This is a genomic window from Salibaculum griseiflavum (genome assembly GCF_003129565.1).
In the GTDB taxonomy this organism is placed as follows: domain Bacteria; phylum Pseudomonadota; class Alphaproteobacteria; order Rhodobacterales; family Rhodobacteraceae; genus Salibaculum; species Salibaculum griseiflavum.
In genome coordinates this window covers 42421-61486 of the sequence record NZ_QETF01000013.1, presented here as the reverse complement: position 1 = coordinate 61486, position 19066 = coordinate 42421, and the positions used below count along the sequence as shown (strand labels likewise).

Genomic DNA, 19066 nt, shown 5'->3' with positions numbered 1-19066 from the left:
CGAATACTCGGTCGCCTTCTCAAGGCGGGTTTTCGACAATTGCCCTTTTTCAGGGCCCCCGAGATTACTTTCCCTTCCAGACCGGGTCGCGCTTTTCGGCAAAGGCGCGGGCCCCTTCGAGCTGATCCTCGGAATCGTAGAGCACATCGACGCTGCGCAATTGCCGCCCGGTAATACGGTTCATCGCGTCCTGGAACTTGCTGTCCTCGGCATCCCGCACGATTTCCTTGATCGCGGCGTAGACAAGCGGCGGCCCCGAGGCCAGCAGGCGCGCCATCTCCCAGGCCTTGTCCATCAGCTGATCACCCGGGTGGATATGGTTCACGATTCCCCAGCGATGCGCCTCGTCCGCATCGAACCAGCGCCCGGTCAGCAGCAGCTCCATCGCGATGTGATAGGGGATCCGCTTGGGCAGCTTGACGCTCGCGGCATCCGCAACGGTGCCCGACCGGATTTCCGGCAGGGCGAACTGCGCGTGATCGGCGGCCAGGATGATGTCGGCCGACAGTGCCAGTTCCAGGCCGCCCCCACAGCAGATGCCGTTCACGGCCGCGATCACGGGCTTGTTCATGTCGCGCATTTCCTGAAGGCCACCAAAGCCGCCCACGCCATAATCGTCGTCCACCGCGTCGCCGTCCGCCGCGGCCTTGAGATCCCAACCGGGGCAGAAGAACTTCTCGCCCCCACCGGTCAGGATCGCCACGCGCAGCTCCGGATCGTCCCGGAAATCGCGAAACACTTCGCCCATGCGACGGCTGGTCTGCAGGTCGATCGCATTGGCCTTGGGACGGTCCAGCGTCACCTCGAGGATCGTGCCATCGCGGTGCAGTTTCACGGGGTCTGTCATTGCGTTCTCCGGATCAGGGCGTCGGCGACGACGGCTTGGCTGGGGGTGCAGATCAAGGGGTTGATCTCAACCTCTTGAAGATGGGCGGTATTGGCAAGAACATAGTCCTGAATGGCCATGATCGCATCGAGAACGGCTTCGAGCTTGGCCGCGGGCTTGCCACGATAACCCGAAAGCAGGGGGGCGATCCGAAGGGATTGCAGAGCCTGTCTCACCCTGTTTCGGGAGGCGGGGACAAGCAAATGCGCGGTGTCCTGCATGATCTCGGTCAGAACACCGCCCGCCCCAAGGGTCAGAACAAATCCATGGGCGGGGTCCCGCAGGACTCCGATCAGCAATTCGGCAACGCCGTCCGTGACCATCCGTTCCAGCAACAGATCGCCGTCAGGCATCCGGTTGGCCGCGTCACGAATGTCATCGGCGTCTTCAAGGTTCAACATGACCGCCCCTGCCTCGGTCTTGTGGGCAATGCCTGTGGATTTCAGAACGAACGGCCCGGGTTGATCCCTTGCCTGATCCAGCACCTCCTCAAGCGCCCCCCTGCACCCCCATGGAACCGTTGCCCCATGGTCCGCGAGCACGCGTTTGGCCGCGTCTTCTTCAATCAAATCGGCTGGGTGTGCCGGTCCGGGTCGAGGCAGGTCGGCATCGGCCATGTGGCGCATTATGGCGGCCCGGATCGCCCCCATGGCCTCGGTCAAGCCGGCCAGCGGAATGACCCCGCCGGCCGCGAGTTCCCGGGCGCGGTCTTCGGGCATCAATTCGGGCAGGGTCGACACCATGGCCAGTCGCCCGCCTGTTTGCGCGCGCGCGGCGAGGGCAGCTGCAACGGCGCTGTCCCAGTCGGTGTCGTTACATATATCGGTGCGCGGAAAATCCACGATCAACAGTGTCAGGGCCAGATCAGGCTCGACCATGGACGAAAACGCATCTGTCATGGCCGAAACATCCCGCCAGATATAGGTGTGATAATCCAGGGGATTGGCCAGGGTTACGCGGGGGCCCAGCACCTGGGCCAGACGGTCGGTCTGGCGCCGGGTCAGTGGCGGAAACTCCAGCCCGAACCGCGCGCCCGTATCCGCGGCCAGGCTCGCCTCGCCGCCCGAACAGCTGATCGAGGCAATCCGCGCGCTGGGCAATGGACCGGCGATATGCAGCAGCTTGAGGGCTTCGAGAAAGGTGGACAGGTCATCGACCTGCCCTATGCCCAAGTGATCCAACAAGGCCCGAGCCCCTGTATCGGAACCGGAAAGGGACGCGGTGTGGGACACGGCCGCGGCCTGGGCGGCCTCGGATTGACCCACTTTCAAAACCACTAACGGAACATGCCGCATCTTCGCCTTGCGTGCCAGGGCCTGCCATTCCCCCACATCCCCGAACCCTTCCACATGCAGGCCGATCGCCGTGACACGGGCATCGTCCAGAAGCGCCATGGCAATCCGCGCCTGGCTGGTCTGGGCCTGGTTGCCGCATGTCACCACATAGCCGATCGGCAATCCACGCTTCTGCATCGTCAGGTTGATCGCCATGTTCGAGCTCTGGGTCAGGATCGCCACCCCCCGGTCGACCATCCGGCACCCATGCTGATCGGGCCACAGAAGCGCGCCGTCCAGCGCATTGATGATGCCGTAGCAATTCGGCCCGATGATCGGCATGTCACCCGCCGCTCGCAGCAGCGAGGCGTTCCGCTCGGCCCCGTCACCGACCTCGGCAAACCCGCTGGCAAAACAGACGGCGCCGCCCGCGCCGGCGTCATTGAGGCTCTGGACCGCCTCGATCGTCGCATCCCGGTTGATCCCCACGAAGGCCGCGTCGGGCGCGCCGGGCAAGTCCTCGATCCGCGCATAGGCGCCGTTTCGGGGGTGCACATGCCAGACCGGGCCGGAAAAACCGGCCCTTTCAATCTGTTCCATCACGGATCGGCACCACGCGCCCCCACCGATCACCGCCACGGAGTCCGGGCGCAGCACTCTGGACAGGTCGCGCATTACCGTTCGCCTTTCTTTGGACCGGAAATATCCCGGGGAGCGCGAGGGGCAGCGCCCCTCGCCCCGGTCGGATTGGCGAAGCCAATTCGAAATCGGGTCATGCGCCCAGCGCCCGCAACAGGTCGCGACTGATGATATGGCGCTGGATCTCCGATGTGCCGTCCCAGATCCTCTCGACCCGCGCGTCCCGCCAGAACCGTTCCAGCGGGTAGTCATCCATAAGGCCCATCCCGCCATGGATCTGGATCGCCGCGTCGGTCACCCGCGCCAGCATCTCGCTCGCAAAGAGCTTGGCGCTGGCGATTTCGCGGTTTGCGGGCAGGCCCCGGTCCAGCCGGTCGGCGGCGGCAAGTGTCAGCAGGTCGGATGCGTCGATCTCGGTGATCATGTCGGCCAGCTGAAAACTGACGCCCTGGAACCTGCCGATCTTCTGGCCGAATTGCTCACGTTCGGCGGCGTAATTCAGGGCATAGTCGAACACCCGCCGTGCGCGGCCCACCGACATTGTCGCTACGGTGATCCGGGTGGCATAGAGCCACGTGTTCATCACTTCGAATCCGCCATCGACCTCGCCCAGGACCTGGGCGTCGGGCAGGCGGCAATCGTCGAAGTCGAGGATCATGTTCTTGTAGCCGCGATGACTGACGGACCTGTAGCCGTCGCGGATGGTGAAGCCCGGCGTGCCCCGATCGACAAGGAAGGCGGTAATGCGTTTCTTGGGGCCCTTGGGGGTCTGGTCCTCTCCGGTCGCGATGAAGACGATGATGAAATCCGCATGATCCGCGCCCGAGATGAAGTGCTTTGTCCCGTTCACCACCCAATCGCCACCATCCCGCACGGCGCTGCATTTCATCCCCCGCACGTCCGACCCGGCGCCGGGTTCGGTCATCGCCAGCGCGTCCATCCGCTCACCTCGCACGGCGGGCATCAGGTAGCGGTCCACCTGCTCGCCCTCGCAAGCCATCAGGATGTTCTGGGGGCGCCCGAAGAAATGGGTCAGCGCCATGGAGCCACGCCCCAGTTCCCGTTCCACCAGGGCGAATTCGAGGTGGTTCAGCCCCGCGCAGCCGACGCTTTCGGGGAAGTTGCAGGCATAGAAGCCCAGATCGAGTGTCTTTCTCTTGATCTCGTCCGCGATTTCCCCGGGGACTTCGCCAGTGCGTTCGACAAGTTCTTCGTGTGGGTAGATTTCCTTTTCGACGAAGTTGCGGACGGTGTCGGCGATCATCTGCTGTTCGTCGGTCAGACCATAGGTTGTCATCATCTGGGCCTTCTGTAGGGACGGGAAAGGGTGGGTCCGACCCTAGCTCCGTCCCAGCCGCCGGGTGCTGGTCCAGCGCGACAGGTCCTCGAAGAACAGCCTACCGGGCATAGTCAGAGCCTTCCTCATCAAGAATCGCCTTGAGTTCCGACAGGTGGCGCTCGTCCTGTTCGGGGTAGTCTTCCAGTTCCCGCGCGGTTTTTTCGGCGATCTCGTCAGACAGGACGCGCAAGGGCTGGCCGGTTTGCAGGGCGCGGATATAGGTCTCGGCCGCGCGCTCGAAATAGTAAAGCCGATTGAAGGTCTCGGCGACGGTGGCACCGATCACCATGACCCCGTGATTGCCCATGATCATGACCTTCTTCCTGGGGTCGGTCAGAAGGCCGGCGCAGCGTTCGCCCTCGTCCTCGAAGGCCAATCCGCCATACCCGTCGTCGATGACGTAGCGATTGAAGAAGGTCGCGCAGTTCTGGTCGATGGGCGGCAAGCGGCTGTCTGCCAGAGAGGCCAGAACGGTGGCGTGGATCGAATGCACATGCATGGCGCAGCGGGCATGGGGGCAATGCCTGTGCAGACCGCCATGCAGGCCCCAGGCCGTCGGGTCGGGGGCGTCGGGTCCGGACAGAGTCTCGGGGTCGTTGGCATCCACCACGATCAGGTCACTGGCCTTGATCCGCGCGAAATGCATCTGGTTGGGGTTCATCAGGAACCGTGTGCCATCGTCGCTGATGGCAAGGCTGAAATGGTTGGCCACGCCCTCGTGCATGTTCAGCCGCGCGGTCCAGCGGAACGCGGCGGCCAGGTCCACACGCTCGGACCAATGATCCATGTTCGGCTTGAGTGTCGTGACGGTCATGGGGTCTCCGAAAGGTCGATGCCCTCAGCCAAGCACGGCCTGACCTCGCGTGACTAGCGAAAAAACGACATGGGGAATGGCTTGCGGGTCCGGGGAAACTGGTGTCACTGTGACGGATGACATTCATGATACCTGTTTCGCACCGTTATCGCAGGGCGCTGGCGGTGCGTTTTGATAACTGCCAAGGGGATGATGCGCGATGATCCCGTCCGATGCGAACCTGCCGGTCCTGTCACCCGATGTGCCGGAGCCAGAAGCCTTTTCCGATGCGGCCAGCGCGGTTGCCCGCCTGCGCGAGATCTATGAAATCGCGGTGGAATACCTGACCCGCACGTTCCAGGACAACGTCGCGGGGGACCGGCCCGACACACGGTTCCGCGCCTTTTATCCCGAACTGCGGTTCACGACCACGACCTTCGCCCAAAATGACACCCGGCTGAGCTTTGGCCACGTGGCCGGGCCGGGCACCTATTCCACGACGATCACGCGTCCCGACCTGTTCGAAGGCTACCTGACCCAGCAGATCGACCTGCTGATCCAGAACCACGGCCAGCCGGTCACGGTGGGCGTGTCCGATACGGCGATGCCGGTGCATTTCGCGGTGCGCGGAGAGATCACCGTGCCCCAGGACGGCGCCATCAAATACATTCTGCGCGACGTGTTCGACGTGCCCGACCTCGCCATGATGCATGATGACATCGTCAACGGAATCGGGTTCCGGCACGAGGATGGCTCGGCCCCGCTGGCGCCCTTCACCGCGCCGCGCATCGACTATTCGCTCGCCCGGTTGCAGCACTACACCGCCACCGCGCCCGAGCATTTCCAGAACCATGTGTTGTTCACGAACTACCAGTTCTACGTGCAGGAATTCGAGGCCTATGCCCGCGCCATGCTGGCCGACCCCGACAGCGGCTACAGTGGTTTCGTGGCGCCGGGATGTGACGAAATCACCGACCCGGACGCGCCGCTCTGCTTGCCCGAGAAGCTGCCGCAGATGCCGACCTACCACTTGAAACGCCCCGGCAATGCGGGGATCACCCTGGTCAATATCGGGGTGGGTCCATCCAACGCGAAGACCGCCACCGACCATATTGCCGTCATGCGCCCACATGCCTGGCTCATGGTGGGCCATTGCGCCGGACTGCGGAATTCGCAGCGGTTGGGAGATTTCGTGTTGGCCCACGGCTACCTGCGCGAAGACAAGGTGCTGGACGACGACCTGCCGGTCTGGGTTCCGATTCCGGCCCTGGCCGAGATCCAGATCGCCCTGGAAACCGCCGTTGCCGGCGAAACCGCGCTGGAAGGTTACGAGCTCAAGCGCTTGATGCGGACCGGCACGGTGGCCTCGCTGGACAACCGCAACTGGGAACTGCGCGAGCATACCGGACCCGTCCAGCGCCTGTCGCAATCCCGCGCCATCGCGCTTGATATGGAAAGCGCCACCATCGCCGCGAACGGGTTTCGGTTCCGAGTGCCCTATGGCACGCTGCTTTGTGTCAGTGACAAGCCGCTGCACGGCGAATTGAAGCTGCCGGGCATGGCCAGCGATTTCTACAAAACGCAGGTCGCGCGTCACCTGATGATCGGGATACGGGCCATGGAACACCTGCGTGAAATGCCGCTGGAGCGGATTCACAGCCGGAAATTGCGCTCTTTCGAGGAAACGGCCTTCCTGTAAAGGCCCAAAAAGCCCACAAAATAGGGTTTTTTTGCCTTCTCAAACACACTAACCGTTGTGGACGAACACAAGATACCGTTAAATAATGCCAGAAAAGCCCAACCAATCGGGCGGAATGAGGAGACCACATCATGGCAAAACCGTTGACCAAGACCCAGCTTGTCGCTGCCCTGGCCGAAGAAATGGGGACTGACAAGAAATCCGCAAGCGCCGCGCTGGACGCCATCACCGGCATCATCACCAAGGAAGTGTCCGGCGGCGGTGCCGTGACCCTGCCCGGCGTCGGCAAGATCTACTGCCGTGAGCGCCCCGAGCGCATGGTGCGCAACCCCGCCACCGGCGAGCAGATCAAGAAGGACGCCGACAAGGTGGTCAAGATGACCATTGCCAAGGCGCTCAAGGACAGCGTGAACTCCTGATCCTTGCCGAATAGATCGTGAAAGGGTCGCCCGCGGGCGGCCCTTTTTCGTTGCCCTCCGGGCCTTTCCAATGGCGGCTATTCGTGGTCAGCTTGCAGGAAACAAGGGCAGGGATTTTCCGACACATGAAGACCCAGGTGGATATCAGGGCCATCGCGCTGGGCGTGGCTTTCGGGGTAATGTGGGCCTCGGCCTTCACCTCTGCGAGGGTCATCGTTCAATATGCTTCGCCGCTGCATGCTTTGGCGATACGCTTCCTGATCTCCGGGCTGATCGGTGTGGTGCTGGCGCGGATGTTGGGCCAGAGCTGGCACCTGACTCGCCGGCAATGGACGGCTACGATCGTGTTCGGGGTGTGCCAGAACGCGCTTTATCTCGGCCTGAATTTCGTGGCCATGCAGACGGTCGAGGCCTCCTTGGCTGCGATTATCGCCTCGACCATGCCGCTGATCGTCGCCATCGCCGGCTGGGCGGTCTTCGGGGAAAAGCTGCCGCTGCTGGGTGTCGCGGGGTTGTTCGCGGGGGTTGTCGGCGTGGCGATCATCATGGGCGCGCGGGTGCAGGGCGGGGCTGATCTCTACGGGATTGCCTTGTGTGCCATTGCCGTTCTGTCGCTGGCCGTGGCCACGATGAGTGTGCGCGGGGCGTCTTCGGGCGGAAACTTCCTGATGATCGTCGGGCTTCAGATGCTGGTTGGTAGCGCGCTGCTCTGGGGCGCGGCCCTGTCTTTCGAGACATTCCAGGTCACCTGGTCCTGGCAGTTGGGCGTGGCCTTCGCCTACACGGTGGTCGTACCGGGGCTGATGGCGACCCTGGTCTGGTTCGTGCTGGTCAACCGGATCGGGGCCGTGCGCGCGGCGGTGTTCCACTTCCTGACGCCCTTCTTCGGGGTCCTGACGGCATGGGTTCTCTTGAGTGAACCCCTTGGCTGGAGCGACGTGATCGGCGTGGCGATCATCACCTTCGGCATCCTTGCCGTTCAATTGTCCAGGCAGAAACCGGCGAGCCCGGCCAAGCAGGCGGCCTAGCCGATCTGGCCGCGCAGGCCGCCGGTCTGGCCGCGGTCCAGCAGGATGTGGTCAAGGATAACAGCGGCCATCATCGCCTCGCCCACGGGCACGGCGCGGATGCCGACGCAAGGGTCATGGCGGCCCTTGGTCACGACCTCGGTCGGGGTGCCGTCGATCCGGATCGACTTGCGCGGCGACAGGATCGAGCTGGTCGGTTTGACGGCAAAGCGCACGACGATGTCCTGACCGGTGCTGATGCCCCCCAGGACACCCCCGGCATGGTTCGATGAATACTCAGGTCCGTTCGGCCCCATGAAGATCTCGTCGGCATTGTCGCGCCCGGTGAGGGCGGCGGCGGCCATGCCCTCGCCGATTTCGACACCTTTCACGGCGTTGATGCTCATCATCGCGGCGGCCAGGTCGGTATCCAGCTTGCCATAGACGGGCGCCCCGATGCCGGCGGGCACGCCGCGGGCCACGACCTCGATCATCGCCCCGACCGAGTTGTGGTCGTCCTTGCGCAACCAGTTCAGGTAGTCGGTCCAGTCCGGTACCGCCTGCGGGTCGGGGCACCAGAAATCGTTGTCGTCGATGCTGTCCCAATCGAACCGGGCGCGGTCGATGGTCTTTTCGCCCATCTGGACCATGTAGCCCTTGATCTCCACCCCCGGCGCGAGTTGCTTGATCGCCTCGCGCGCGACACCGCCGGCCGCCACGCGGGCCGCCGTTTCGCGGGCCGAAGACCTCCCGCCACCGCGATAGTCCCGCAGCCCGTATTTCTGGTGATAGGTGATGTCGGCATGGCCGGGGCGAAACGTCTGCGCGATCTCGCCGTAATCCTTGGACCGCTGGTCCGTGTTGCGGATCATCAGCTGGATCGGCGTGCCGGTGGTCGTGTCGTCGAACACGCCGGACAGGATTTCCACCGCATCGGGTTCATTGCGCTGGGTGGTCATCTTGTTCTGGCCCGGACGCCGCTTGTCGAGCCATCGCTGGATCATCGGCGCCGTCAATGGCACGCCCGGCGGACAGCCGTCGACTGTGGCCCCCAGGGCGGGCCCGTGGCTCTCGCCCCAGGTGGTGACGCGGAAAAGATGACCGTAGCTGTTGAGGCTCATGTTGGACGCTCCGTTTGCCCGCCCCGTCTAGCGGCCACTGCGGGTCTTGCCAAGCCCGGGGGCAGGCCCTAGGTTCCGCGCTACCTCGGGGTGCTTCGGAAACGAAGCTGAGATGCCAATCCGGCGAACCCGTTGAACCTGAACCGGTTAAGACCGGCGGAGGGAAGGTTTGTGAGCGATCCTCATTATTCCGACTTCCGTCCGGCGATATGGAGGATGCACATGAAAACCACCCTTTCCGTCATCGCGGGACTTCTGGCCACGAGTGCCATGGCCCAGGAAAACGTGCTGACCGTCTACACCTATGACAGTTTCGTCACCGAATGGGGCCCCGGCCCCGCGGTCGAGGCGGCGTTCGAAGAGACCTGCGGTTGCGACCTGCAATTCGAAGGCGCCGGGGATGGCGCCGCCCTTTTGTCGCGCCTGCAACTGGAAGGTCCGCGCACCGACGCCGATATCGTGTTGGGGCTGGACACCAACCTGACCGCCGCCGCGCGGGAAACGGGGCTTTTCGCGGAACATGGGCTGTCGCCGGATCTGGACCTGCCCGTTGAATGGACCGATAGCCATTTCCTGCCCTTCGACTGGGGTTATTTCGCCTTTGTCGGCAATGCCGGCGCCGAGGCGCCGACCTCGCTGCGGGACCTTGCCGACAGCGACATCCAGATCGTCATTCAGGACCCGCGTTCGTCAACGCCGGGGCTTGGGCTTCTGATGTGGGTAAAGACCGCCTATGGCGATGAGGCCAGCGCCCTTTGGGAAGACCTGGCCGACAATATCGTCACCGTCACGCCGGGTTGGTCCGAGGCCTATGGCCTGTTCCTGGAAGGCGAGGCCGACGCGGTTCTGTCCTACACCACCTCGCCCGCCTACCACCTGATCGCGGAAGAAGATGACAGCAAGGTGGCCTGGGCCTTCGAGGAAGGCCACTACATGCAGGTCGAGGTGGCCGGCAAGGTCGCCAGCACCGATGTGCCCGACCTGGCCGATCAGTTCCTTGCCTTCATGTTGACCGATGCGTTCCAGTCGGCCATCCCGACGACCAACTGGATGTATCCCGCCGTCGTGCCCGAGGACGGCCTGCCGGACGGGTTCGAGACCCTGATCCAGCCGGAAACGGCCCTCCTGCTGTCCCCGGAAGAGGCCTCTGCCACGCGTGACGCGGCCCTGGAAGAATGGCGCGCGGCGCTGGCACGATAGCGGCGCTTCTTGTGCTGTCATTGATCGCGGTCCCCATCGGGGCCGTGATCTGGACAGCCGGGGGCATCGCCGGGCTGAGCGCCGCTGATTGGGCAGCGTTCCGTTTTACCATCTGGCAGGCGCTTGTCTCGGCCGGGCTGAGCGTCCTGCTGGCCATACCCGTGGCCCGAGCCTTGGCGCGGCGGCGGTTCCGGGGGCGTGCGGCCCTCATCACTTTGCTGGGCGCGCCCTTCGTTCTGCCGGTGATCGTCGCGGTCATGGGGCTGGTGTCGATCTTTGGCCGCTCGGGGCTCGTCAATACGGTGCTGGCGGGGATCGGCCTGCCCCCGGTGACGATCTATGGACCCCAGGGCGTGATCCTGGCCCATGTCTTCTTCAATCTGCCGCTGGCCGTGCGCATGCTGGTGCATGGCTGGCTGTCCATCCCGGCCGAGCGGTTCCGCGTCGCGGCGCAACTGGGGCAGCCAGTGGGGCGTTTGCTGGAATGGCCGATGCTGCGCCGCACCGTGCCGGGGGTTTTCGTGGTCATCTTCCTTGTCTGCACCACCAGTTTCGCCGTGGCCCTGATCCTTGGTGGCGGGCCGAGGGCAACCACGCTGGAACTGGCGATCTATCAGGCGGTGCGCTTCGAATTCGACCTTGGTGGTGCGGCTACGCTGGCGCTGATTCAGCTTGGCGTCTGCGTCCTCGCCATGGCGGCCCTGATCGTGGTCGAGGCGCCGGACGCGCTGGGCGCCGGGCTGGATCGCACGGTGGAGCGGTGGGACGGTTCGCCCCGATTGGACGGTCTGGTCATGGCCTTGGCGGCGCTCTTCCTCATCCTGCCATTGGCGGCGATCATCCTGTCCGGCCTGCCCGGCCTGCAGCAGGTGCCGGTCTCGGTCTATGCGGCCGCCGGCCGCTCGGTTATCGTCGCGCTGGCGTCCATGACGCTGTGTATCCTGCTTGCGATCACGATCGTGACCCATGGCCAAAACTGGCCGCGCGTGGTGGCGACCCTGCCGCTCTCCGTGACGGCGCTGGTTTTGGGCACGGGCCTGTTCATCGTCGTTTTCCCGTTCCTGCGACCCTCAAGCGTGGCGCTTCCGGTCACGGCGCTGATGAATGCCCTTTTCGCGCTGCCCTTCGCGGTAAGGATTCTGTCCACGGCGCGAGACGATGCCGAGGCGCAGTTCGGGCGGCTGGCCGATGGCTTGGCGTTGAGCGGTTGGGCGCGGATGCGGGTGCTGATCCTGCCCCGTATCCGGCGGCCGCTCGGCTTTGCCGCTGGCCTTGCGGCGGCGCTGTCCATGGGCGATCTGGGGGTGATCACGTTGTTCGCGTCGGGAGGGCAGGAAACCCTGCCGCTTGCCATGTTTCGCTTGATGGCCGCCTACCAGATGGAGGCCGCGGCCGGTGCCGCGGTGCTGCTGGTGGCGCTTAGCCTTGGTGTATTCTGGTTGTTCGACAGAGGAGGCCGCGTTGGCGCTGGCGCTTGAGAATTTGAAGATTGCTCTCGACGGGTTTGAGCTTGCCGCCGATCTGACGGTCCAGGGAGGCGGGTTCATCGCGCTTCTGGGTCCGTCAGGCGCGGGCAAATCGACCGTTCTGAATGCCGTGGCCGGGTTCGTGCCGGTAGCGTCGGGTTCGGTGCGTTGGAACGGCACCCGGATCGACACTCTCCCGCCGGGAAAACGGCCTGTCGCGACGCTGTTCCAGGACAACAACCTGTTTCCCCATCTGAGCGTGGCGCGCAACATCGCCTTGGCCCTGACAGCCCGCGCCCGGCCGACAGCCAACGAGACCCGGCAGGTTGACGAGGCCCTGGCGCGTGTCGGGCTGGGCGAGATGGGCGCGCGCATGCCGGGCACGCTTTCGGGTGGGCAGCAGAGCCGCGCGGCGCTGGCGCGCGTCTTGCTTCAGGACAAGCCCCTCGTTCTGCTGGACGAGCCGTTTTCGGCCCTTGGGCCAGGCCAGCGGCGCGAGATGCTGGCGCTGTGCCGTGACGTGCTGGGCGGGGCTGGGCGCACGGTGCTGTTTGTCAGTCACGATCCCGAGGATGCGGCGCAGGCGGATGCGATCAGCGTCGTGATCGACGGCACGGTCTCGCCCCCGCGACCCGCGGCCGAGGTGCTGGAAGATCCGGCCAGTCCCCTGCGGTCCTATCTGGGCAAATAAAAAGGCCCGCCGGGTCGGGCGGGCCTTTCAAATCGTGTCCTGGACCGTTCAGGCCTTCTTGGCAGCCTTCTTGTGCGGGGCCCAAAGACGCTTGTTCGTCATGTAGAGCAGAACCGACAGAACCGTCAGGAAGATGACGCCGGTCAGACCGGCCTGCTTGCGGGCCATCATCTTGGGTTCGGCCGTCCACATCAGGAATGCGGCCACGTCCTGCGCCTGTTGCTCGACGGTGGCGGGGGTGCCATCGGCGTAGACAACGCCATCCTCGAAGAGCGGCGGGGCCATCGAGATGTAGCCGCCCGGAAACGCCTCGTTCTGGTAGAGAACGACGCCTGCTTCTTCCTTGGTTTCGCCGGTATAGCCAGACAGGATCGAGGCAATGTACTCGCCGCCGCCCATGCCGTTGAACAGCTGGCTGAGGCCGGTGCCGTAGGGGCCATGAAAGCCTGCACGGGCCTTCGCCATCAGCGACAGGTCCGGCGCGCCCTGGGTGTTGTTGGCCGGGAAGTGGTCGGCCGGGGTCAGGGTCTTCTGGTCGCCGGTTTCCGGGTCGATCAGGTCGAAGTTCTCGGGCGAATCGAAATCCGACATGAAGAACTGTTCCGCGTAGGCGCGCATCTGATCTTCCGGCAGGTGCGGGCCGCCCTCGTCGCTGAGATTGCGGAAGCTGACATATTTCAGACCATGACAGGCCGAGCAGTTCTCGGTGTAGACCTGAAGGCCACGCTGCAGCTGAAACTGGTCAAATGCACCGAACGGCCCTTCGTAAGAGAAGGAATAGTCGGTGATATGCGTGTCCTCGGCCCCGGCGGCGTTGGCGCCGGTGGCCAGTCCGAGGGCGACGGCTGCGGTAAGGGTGAGTGTGCGGATCATTGTCTTACGGTCCTTTCTCACTCGGCCGGGGTCGCCGAGCTATCGGCGGCCTTGTTGCCATAGTGCGCGTTGAAATCGTCCTCGATCGTGGCGGGCGGCGTGTCCGGCTTCTCGATCACGCCCAGCAGGGGCAGGATGATCAGGAAGTAGGCGAACCAGTAGGCCGACCCGATAAGGGCGATGATCGGGTAGATGCCTTCGGCGGGCATGGCCCCGGCCCACATGAGCACGAAGAAGTCCACGACCAGCAGGGCGAACCACCACTTGAACATCGGGCGGTAGCGACCCGAGCGCACCGACGAGGTGTCCAGCCACGGGGCCAGCGCCATGACGATGATCGCACCGAACATGGCCAGCACGCCGAAGAACTTGGCGTCGATGATCCCGAACGAGATCCAGTTGGCCAGGATCACGACCCAGACGTCAGCGGTGAAGGACCGCAGGATCGCGTAAAAGGGCAGGAAGTACCATTCCGGAACGATGTGCGACGGGGTTACCAGCGGGTTGGCCTCGACGTAGTTGTCCGGGTGGCCCAGGTAGTTCGGCATGAAGCCCACGATCGCGACGAAGACGGTCAGGATCACGGCCAGCGCGAACAGGTCCTTGATCACGAAGTAGGGCCAGAAGGGCAGGGTGTCTTTCTCGGCTTCGGCCTTCGAGGTGCGGCGCACTTCAACACCTGTGGGGTTGTTGTTGCCGGTCGAGTGGAAGGCCCAGATGTGCACGATCACCAGCCCGGCAATGACGAAGGGCAGAAGATAGTGCAGCGAGAAGAAGCGGTTCAGGGCCGGTTGACCCACGGACGATGCGCCCAGCAGCCAGGTCTGGATCTCGTCGCCGATGAAGGGGATGGCGCCGAACAGGCCGGTGATAACGGCGGTGCCGTGGAACGACATCTGACCCCAGGGCAGAACGTAGCCCATGAAGGCGGTGCCCATCATCATCAGGTAGATCAGCATGCCGATGATCCAGGTGACCTCGCGCGGGGCCTTGTAGGACCCGTAGTAAAGACCACGGAAGATATGGGCATAGACGGCCACGAAGAACAGCGAGGCGCCGTTCATGTGGAAGTAGCGGATCATGTGACCGCCATTCACGTCGCGCATGATGTGTTCGACGCTGGCGAAGGCCAGGTCGACATGCGGGGTGTAGTGCATGACCAGCACGACGCCGGTGGCGATTTGCAGCACTAGGCAGAAGGCCAGGACGATACCCCAGATCCACATCCAGTTCAGGTTCTTGGGGGTGGGGATCATCAGGGTGTCATAGATCAGGCCGATGACGGGCAGGCGGCTTTCCAGCCACTTTTCGCCGCGCGTCTTCGGTTCGTAATGGTCGTGGGGAATTCCGGACATCTTCGGCTCTCCTTAACCCAGCTGAATGGTGGTTTCGTCCACGAAGGACGCGACGGGAATCGGAAGGTTTTCCGGGGCGGGGCCGCGGCGGATACGACCCGACGCGTCGTAGTGCGAACCGTGGCAGGGGCAGAACCAGCCTTCGAAGTCGCCGGCGCCATCGCCCAGCGGCACGCAGCCGAGGTGGGTGCAAACACCCATCTGGACCAGCCACTTGCCTTCTTCGTCCAAGGTGCGGTTTGCGTCTGACGCATCGGCCGGATTGGCCAGGTTCTCGTTCCGGGCCATCTGGTCCGGCATCGAGTCCAGATCGGCATCCTGGCTGCGCGCCAGAGCGATCTCGTCCTCGGTGCGGTGGCGGATGAACACCGGCTTGCCCTGCCACAGCACGGTAAGCTGGGTCCCGGCCGAGAGGGTGCTGACATCGACACGGATCGAGGCCAGGGCCAGCACGTCCGCCGACGGGTTCATCTGATTGACCAGCGGCCAGACAGCGGCGCCGGTCGCGACGGCGCCGGCACCGGCAGTCGCATAATAGATGAAGTCGCGGCGAGTTCCTTGATGGTCTTCTGCGTTTGACACGGTGTTCATCTCCGATTTTCTTCAGACCCGGCCAAAAAGGCTGGGTCGCTCGCATAGAATACGGCGCCCCGAAAAAGACGCCATTCGCGCCGCTTCTAGCGGCACATTTCGGTGTCGTCCAGTTTCCAATCGGTCTCAGGGCAGAGGTGCGGCGATTGGCCCGGTGGTCCAGAGGGCCAAATCGTCGCGGTGACGGTTCATTCAGCGGCGGTGGCCTGCATGGATGGCCGAGCCGAGAATCGCTCGGCCCATTCCGCCAGGGTCGGCCGCCCCGCGCGCCAGCCCCGCCCAGCATGGCGCAGATCAAGATAGCCCAGCGCACAAGCGGTGGCGATCTGGCCCATCGTGACCGGCCCGGACAGGTGGCTGGTCCATCGGTCTTCCAGTGCGGTCAAGGCGCGGTCGATCTTGGCCCACTGCGCGTCCAGCCAGTCGGGCCATGCCGCGTCGCCGCGAAACCGGGATTCGTAGGTCATGGACACGGCGCTGTCGATAATCCCTTCGGCCGTTGCCTCCAGGGTCAGCACTTCCCACAGACGGGCCTTGGGGTAGAAATTCATGTCCGAGAGGCTGTCGAGGTAGCGGCATATCACCCGGCTGTCATAAAGCGCCGGGCCATCAGGCCTGACCAAAGCGGGAATACGTCCCAACGGGTTTGCAGCCAAGGCTGTTTCTGCGCTGTCGAACGGGGTCGTGGTCACGGGCACTTCCGAGATTCGATCCTCGAATCCTGCCTCGCGGATCAGGACCCTTACCTTGCGCACGTAAGGAGAGGCGGGGGACATGATCAGTTGCATCGGCAACACCTCTGGCCGGGACGGACTGATGCTAGACGGTTTCCAATCAGGGCTTCAACCCGGGTCGGGTTCAGGAAAAACGGTTCCCGGCGGCCAGGGTGGATATTTGGTCATGATAGAACGGAACCTGCCCGATGCCTTGAACGCGTCCAGCCAGCGTTGGACGTCGTCCCATGGCTGTGCGGCGAACCAATCCAGATCGACATGAGCGAATTGCCGGACGAAGGGCAGGATCGCCAGATCGGCAAGCGTCGGTCCCGGTCCGAACAGCCACGCTTGTCCAGACAGACTGTCATTCAGCCGGATGATGAAATCGCCGGCCCGCGCTCTCTCGGTCTCGGGATCCGCGTTTTCATAGCGACTGGCGTACTTGTAGCGATCAAGGGCCGACTTGAACGCGCCATCGCAAATCTCGACCAGATCGAAGCCCTCCGTCGGCATGTCCAACAGCGCCTCGGGGTCTCTTCGGCGCAGGGCCCAAAGCATGATGTCGAGGCTTTCATCGATGACCCCGTCCGGGCCATCGAGGCAGGGCACCGTGGCCGAGGGCGAGGTGGCAAGGAAAGCCGGGGGCTTGTCGCGCAGCACCACCTCGCGGAGCTCTACAGTCTGTCCGGCGCTGGCAAGTGCCAACCTGGCCCGCATGGCATAGGGGCAGCGGCGGAAGGACCAAAGGATCGGAGTCATGCCACCAGCTGTTTGCCGGCTGTGCCGGTGATGCGGGCGGTGACGATCCGACCCTCGGGCTGGTCCTCGGAAAAAGCGACCTCGGTGAACTGGGGGGTGCGACCCATGCGCGGGTTTTCCAGAAGAACGGCGTGGGTCCGGCCGACCTGGTCGGCCAGATGCGCCTGAACCCGCGTGTCGCCCGCCGCCCGCAGCCGGGCGGCGCGGTCGCGAATGACCGGGCCGGGAACCTGGTTCGGAATCTTCGCCGCCGGAGTCCCGTCGCGCTTGGAATAGGGAAAGACATGCAGCCATGTGAGGCCGCAGTCCTCCACCAGCCGCAGCGAGTTTTCGAACTGGGCCTCGGTCTCGGTTGGGAAGCCGGCGATGATGTCCGCGCCGAATGTCATGTCGGGGCGCAGCTTGCGGGCCTCTTCGGCAAAGCGAATGGCGTCATCGCGCAGGTGGCGGCGCTTCATCCGTTTCAGAATCAGGTCGTCACCGTGTTGCAGCGACAGATGCAAATGCGGCATCAGGCGCGGTTCGGTCGCAATCGCCTGCATCAGGGCCGGATCCACTTCTATGGAATCTATGGAGGAGATCCGCAGGCGCGGCAGGTCCGGCACCATTTTCAGGATGCGCATGACAAGATCGCCCAGTTTCGGCCCGGCCGGCAGGTCGGCGCCCCAGCTGGTGAGGTCCACGCCGGTCAGAACAACCTCGTTGAAGCCCTTGCCGACCAGCCGCTTGATCTGCTCCACCACCACGCCCGCGGGCACCGACCGAGAATTGCCCCGGCCATAGGGTATGATGCAAAAGGTGCAGCGGTGATCGCAGCCGTTCTGCACCTGCACATAGGCGCGGGACCGCGTGCCGAACCCGTCGATCAGGTGGCCGGCGGTCTCTGTCACGGACATGATGTCGTTGACCTGCACCTTTTCGGTTTCCCCGATCAGGTCGGGGGCCAGCGCCGCCCATGTCTCGGGCTGCATCTTTTCGGTGTTGCCGATCACCCGGGTGACCTCTGGCATGGCAGAAAAGGTCTCGGGCTCGGTCTGGGCGGCGCAGCCGGTGACGATCAGGGGCGCGTCGGGGTTCTCGCGGCGCAGCTTGCGGATTTCCTTTTTCGCCTTGCGCACAGCCTCGGCCGTGACGGCGCAGGTGTTCACGACCATCGCGTCGCCAAGGCCGGCGGCCTGGGCCAGGTCTCTCATTGCCTCGGTTTCGTAGGAATTGAGGCGACAGCCCAAAGTGGTGAAGTGCGGTGCCTCAGCCATGCCAGACCCCGTCAAAGACATGTGCCGTCGGGCCTGTCATCCAGACCCCGTCTTCGGTGATCTGGATATGGATCGGACCGCCATCCAATTCGATCGTCACCTCTGGTCCGACCAGCCCGCGCCGGTGCGCGGCCACGGCGGTGGCGCAAGATGACGAGCCGGAGGCCAAGGTGATCCCCGTTCCCCGTTCCCAGACCCGCATCCGAAGGTGGTCCGGCCCGATGACATGGGCGAATTGCACATTGGTGCGTTCGGGGAACAGCGGGTGATGCTCGATTCCGGGGCCGCGCGTGGCAAGGTCGATCGCTTCGGCATCGGCAACGAAAAAGGTGCAATGCGGGTTGCCCATGCCGGTTGCAGTCGGGGTGCCGTCTATGGGCAACTCCAGGGTATCCATTTCCCGCGCCAAAGGCACCTCGTCCCAGCGGGTCAGGGCCGGCCCCATATTGACCGAGGTCAGCCCCTTTCCTGCATCGCGGGCGATCAGGTGCCCCCGGTCCGTCGCCAGTGCCAGTTCGGTCTTGCCGGTCTGGTCCATGATGTGCCGGGCGATGCAGCGGGTCGCATTGCCACAGGCCGCCGAACGCGAGCCATCGGCGTTGTAGAATGTCAGGTGTGCGTCCGCCTCGTCCGAGGTCGTGATCACGGCCAACTGGTCGAACCCGATGCCGCGATGCCGATCCGCCATCGCGATCACGGTCGCATCTGACGGCCATGCGCGACCCGCACGCCCATCGATCACGACGAAGTCGTTTCCAAGCCCGTGCATCTTCATGAAGGCCAATGATTTCTGATCGGTCGCGCCCATACGCGGGCGTATAGAGGAGGCACCCGGACGAATCCAGAGATTGAAACGATTCCGGGGTTGACCCCCGCTCACACTCTTTCTAAAGACGCCGCCTAGTGGGCCGTTAGCTCAGTTGGTAGAGCAACTGACTTTTAATCAGTGGGTCGCAGGTTCGAATCCTGCACGGCTCACCAC

18 protein-coding genes, 1 tRNA gene and 1 riboswitch are annotated in these 19066 nt (G+C 64.1%); of the genes, 7 read left to right on the top strand and 12 right to left on the bottom strand.

The annotated features are described in order from the left end of the window. Window positions 1-64: 64 nt before the first annotated feature. The 4 genes from DFK10_RS11760 to DFK10_RS11745 form a co-directional block, all read right to left on the bottom strand. Window positions 65-847: a carnitinyl-CoA dehydratase gene (locus tag DFK10_RS11760; RefSeq protein WP_109389226.1), complete on the bottom strand. Its 783-nt coding sequence runs from the start codon at window positions 845-847 to the stop codon at window positions 65-67. Continuing rightward, window positions 844-2835 (bottom strand): acetate--CoA ligase family protein, encoded by a 1992-nt coding sequence (locus DFK10_RS11755; RefSeq protein WP_109389225.1) that lies wholly within the window; start codon window positions 2833-2835, stop codon window positions 844-846. Before DFK10_RS11755 ends, DFK10_RS11760 begins: the two co-directional genes overlap by 4 nt. A 97-nt stretch (window positions 2836-2932) precedes the next feature. Continuing rightward, a complete protein-coding gene (locus DFK10_RS11750) occupies window positions 2933-4096 on the bottom strand; it encodes an acyl-CoA dehydrogenase family protein (protein WP_109389248.1) in 1164 nt (387 codons plus the stop codon). A gap of 100 nt (window positions 4097-4196) precedes the next feature. Continuing rightward, entirely contained in the window at window positions 4197-4952 is a 756-nt protein-coding gene (locus tag DFK10_RS11745; protein WP_109389224.1) for a class II aldolase and adducin N-terminal domain-containing protein, read from the bottom strand. 199 nt (window positions 4953-5151) lie between these two features. On the opposite strand from DFK10_RS11745, the gene DFK10_RS11740 reads away from it, so the two are divergent. The 3 genes from DFK10_RS11740 (at window position 5152) to DFK10_RS11730 (ending at window position 8077) form a co-directional block, all read left to right on the top strand. Further along, window positions 5152-6630, top strand: coding sequence for an AMP nucleosidase (locus DFK10_RS11740; RefSeq protein ID WP_109389223.1), 1479 nt, complete (start codon window positions 5152-5154; stop codon window positions 6628-6630). Window positions 6631-6761: 131 nt separating this feature from the next. After that, window positions 6762-7049 (top strand): HU family DNA-binding protein, encoded by a 288-nt coding sequence (locus DFK10_RS11735; protein ID WP_109389222.1) that lies wholly within the window; start codon window positions 6762-6764, stop codon window positions 7047-7049. A 137-nt stretch (window positions 7050-7186) separates the two neighbouring features. Further along, window positions 7187-8077 carry a DMT family transporter gene (locus tag DFK10_RS11730; RefSeq protein WP_109389247.1) on the top strand — a complete coding sequence of 297 codons (891 nt, stop codon included), beginning with the start codon at window positions 7187-7189 and terminating at the stop codon, window positions 8075-8077. On the opposite strand, the gene aroC is transcribed toward DFK10_RS11730, so the two are convergent. Next, window positions 8074-9177 (bottom strand): chorismate synthase, encoded by a 1104-nt coding sequence (gene aroC / locus DFK10_RS11725; protein WP_109389221.1) that lies wholly within the window; start codon window positions 9175-9177, stop codon window positions 8074-8076. The genes DFK10_RS11730 and aroC overlap by 4 nt on opposite strands. A gap of 76 nt (window positions 9178-9253) precedes the next feature. Then, window positions 9254-9359: riboswitch (TPP riboswitch) on the top strand. A gap of 34 nt (window positions 9360-9393) precedes the next feature. Between aroC and thiB the strand changes: the two genes are divergently transcribed. The 3 genes from thiB to DFK10_RS11710 are packed head-to-tail and all read left to right on the top strand — an operon-like array spanning window position 9394 to window position 12534. After that, entirely contained in the window at window positions 9394-10377 is a 984-nt protein-coding gene (gene thiB, locus DFK10_RS11720; RefSeq protein ID WP_408005590.1) for a thiamine ABC transporter substrate binding subunit, read from the top strand. Then, entirely contained in the window at window positions 10353-11855 is a 1503-nt protein-coding gene (locus DFK10_RS11715) for an ABC transporter permease family protein (RefSeq protein WP_109389219.1), read from the top strand. The genes thiB and DFK10_RS11715 overlap by 25 nt, the downstream gene beginning before the upstream one ends. Further along, on the top strand, window positions 11839-12534 hold the full coding sequence (locus DFK10_RS11710; protein WP_235866832.1) for a thiamine ABC transporter ATP-binding protein: 696 nt from the start codon (window positions 11839-11841) through the stop codon (window positions 12532-12534). Before DFK10_RS11715 ends, DFK10_RS11710 begins: the two co-directional genes overlap by 17 nt. Window positions 12535-12582: 48 nt before the next feature. Here the strand turns inward: DFK10_RS11710 and DFK10_RS11705 are convergent, their stop codons facing one another. The 7 genes from DFK10_RS11705 to dapF all read right to left on the bottom strand — a co-directional run bounded on the left by DFK10_RS11705 (window position 12583) and on the right by dapF (window position 18892). Beyond that, the gene (locus DFK10_RS11705; protein ID WP_109389218.1) at window positions 12583-13407 is read right to left on the bottom strand and encodes a cytochrome c1; all 825 of its coding nucleotides are present in this window, start codon (window positions 13405-13407) and stop codon (window positions 12583-12585) included. A gap of 17 nt (window positions 13408-13424) precedes the next feature. Continuing rightward, window positions 13425-14762: a cytochrome b gene (locus DFK10_RS11700; RefSeq protein WP_109389217.1), complete on the bottom strand. Its 1338-nt coding sequence runs from the start codon at window positions 14760-14762 to the stop codon at window positions 13425-13427. 12 nt (window positions 14763-14774) lie between these two features. Next, complete coding sequence (gene petA / locus DFK10_RS11695) at window positions 14775-15344, bottom strand: ubiquinol-cytochrome c reductase iron-sulfur subunit (protein WP_109389245.1); 570 nt, start codon at window positions 15342-15344, stop codon at window positions 14775-14777. 197 nt (window positions 15345-15541) lie between these two features. Beyond that, window positions 15542-16141, bottom strand: a complete 600-nt coding sequence (locus tag DFK10_RS11690) for a glutathione S-transferase (RefSeq protein WP_109389216.1) — start codon at window positions 16139-16141, stop codon at window positions 15542-15544. A gap of 54 nt (window positions 16142-16195) precedes the next feature. Continuing rightward, window positions 16196-16828, bottom strand: coding sequence for a glutathione S-transferase (locus DFK10_RS11685; protein WP_109389215.1), 633 nt, complete (start codon window positions 16826-16828; stop codon window positions 16196-16198). After that, window positions 16825-18084 carry a tRNA (N(6)-L-threonylcarbamoyladenosine(37)-C(2))-methylthiotransferase MtaB gene (gene mtaB / locus DFK10_RS11680; RefSeq protein ID WP_109389214.1) on the bottom strand — a complete coding sequence of 420 codons (1260 nt, stop codon included), beginning with the start codon at window positions 18082-18084 and terminating at the stop codon, window positions 16825-16827. Before mtaB ends, DFK10_RS11685 begins: the two co-directional genes overlap by 4 nt. Next, complete coding sequence (gene dapF / locus DFK10_RS11675; RefSeq protein WP_109389213.1) at window positions 18077-18892, bottom strand: diaminopimelate epimerase; 816 nt, start codon at window positions 18890-18892, stop codon at window positions 18077-18079. Before dapF ends, mtaB begins: the two co-directional genes overlap by 8 nt. A gap of 97 nt (window positions 18893-18989) precedes the next feature. On the opposite strand from dapF, the gene DFK10_RS11670 reads away from it, so the two are divergent. Continuing rightward, window positions 18990-19065 (top strand) — tRNA-Lys (locus tag DFK10_RS11670). The last annotated feature ends 1 nt before the right edge of the window (window position 19066 follow it).

What these genes read in the sequence shown, in the direction of transcription:
- DFK10_RS11760 (WP_109389226.1), bottom strand. Translation starts at nt 847, where the DNA reads ATGACAGACCCCGTGAAACTGCACCGCGATGGCACGATCCTCGAGGTG.
- DFK10_RS11755 (WP_109389225.1), bottom strand. Translation starts at nt 2,835, where the DNA reads ATGCGCGACCTGTCCAGAGTGCTGCGCCCGGACTCCGTGGCGGTGATC.
- DFK10_RS11750 (WP_109389248.1), bottom strand. Translation starts at nt 4,096, where the DNA reads ATGACAACCTATGGTCTGACCGACGAACAGCAGATGATCGCCGACACC.
- DFK10_RS11745 (WP_109389224.1), bottom strand. Translation starts at nt 4,952, where the DNA reads ATGACCGTCACGACACTCAAGCCGAACATGGATCATTGGTCCGAGCGT.
- DFK10_RS11740 (WP_109389223.1), top strand. Translation starts at nt 5,152, where the DNA reads ATGATCCCGTCCGATGCGAACCTGCCGGTCCTGTCACCCGATGTGCCG.
- DFK10_RS11735 (WP_109389222.1), top strand. Translation starts at nt 6,762, where the DNA reads ATGGCAAAACCGTTGACCAAGACCCAGCTTGTCGCTGCCCTGGCCGAA.
- aroC (WP_109389221.1), bottom strand. Translation starts at nt 9,177, where the DNA reads ATGAGCCTCAACAGCTACGGTCATCTTTTCCGCGTCACCACCTGGGGC.
- thiB (WP_408005590.1), top strand. Translation starts at nt 9,394, where the DNA reads ATGCACATGAAAACCACCCTTTCCGTCATCGCGGGACTTCTGGCCACG.
- DFK10_RS11715 (WP_109389219.1), top strand. Translation starts at nt 10,353, where the DNA reads ATGGCGCGCGGCGCTGGCACGATAGCGGCGCTTCTTGTGCTGTCATTG.
- DFK10_RS11705 (WP_109389218.1), bottom strand. Translation starts at nt 13,407, where the DNA reads ATGATCCGCACACTCACCCTTACCGCAGCCGTCGCCCTCGGACTGGCC.
- DFK10_RS11700 (WP_109389217.1), bottom strand. Translation starts at nt 14,762, where the DNA reads ATGTCCGGAATTCCCCACGACCATTACGAACCGAAGACGCGCGGCGAA.
- DFK10_RS11690 (WP_109389216.1), bottom strand. Translation starts at nt 16,141, where the DNA reads ATGCAACTGATCATGTCCCCCGCCTCTCCTTACGTGCGCAAGGTAAGG.
- DFK10_RS11685 (WP_109389215.1), bottom strand. Translation starts at nt 16,828, where the DNA reads ATGACTCCGATCCTTTGGTCCTTCCGCCGCTGCCCCTATGCCATGCGG.
- mtaB (WP_109389214.1), bottom strand. Translation starts at nt 18,084, where the DNA reads ATGGCTGAGGCACCGCACTTCACCACTTTGGGCTGTCGCCTCAATTCC.
- dapF (WP_109389213.1), bottom strand. Translation starts at nt 18,892, where the DNA reads ATGGGCGCGACCGATCAGAAATCATTGGCCTTCATGAAGATGCACGGG.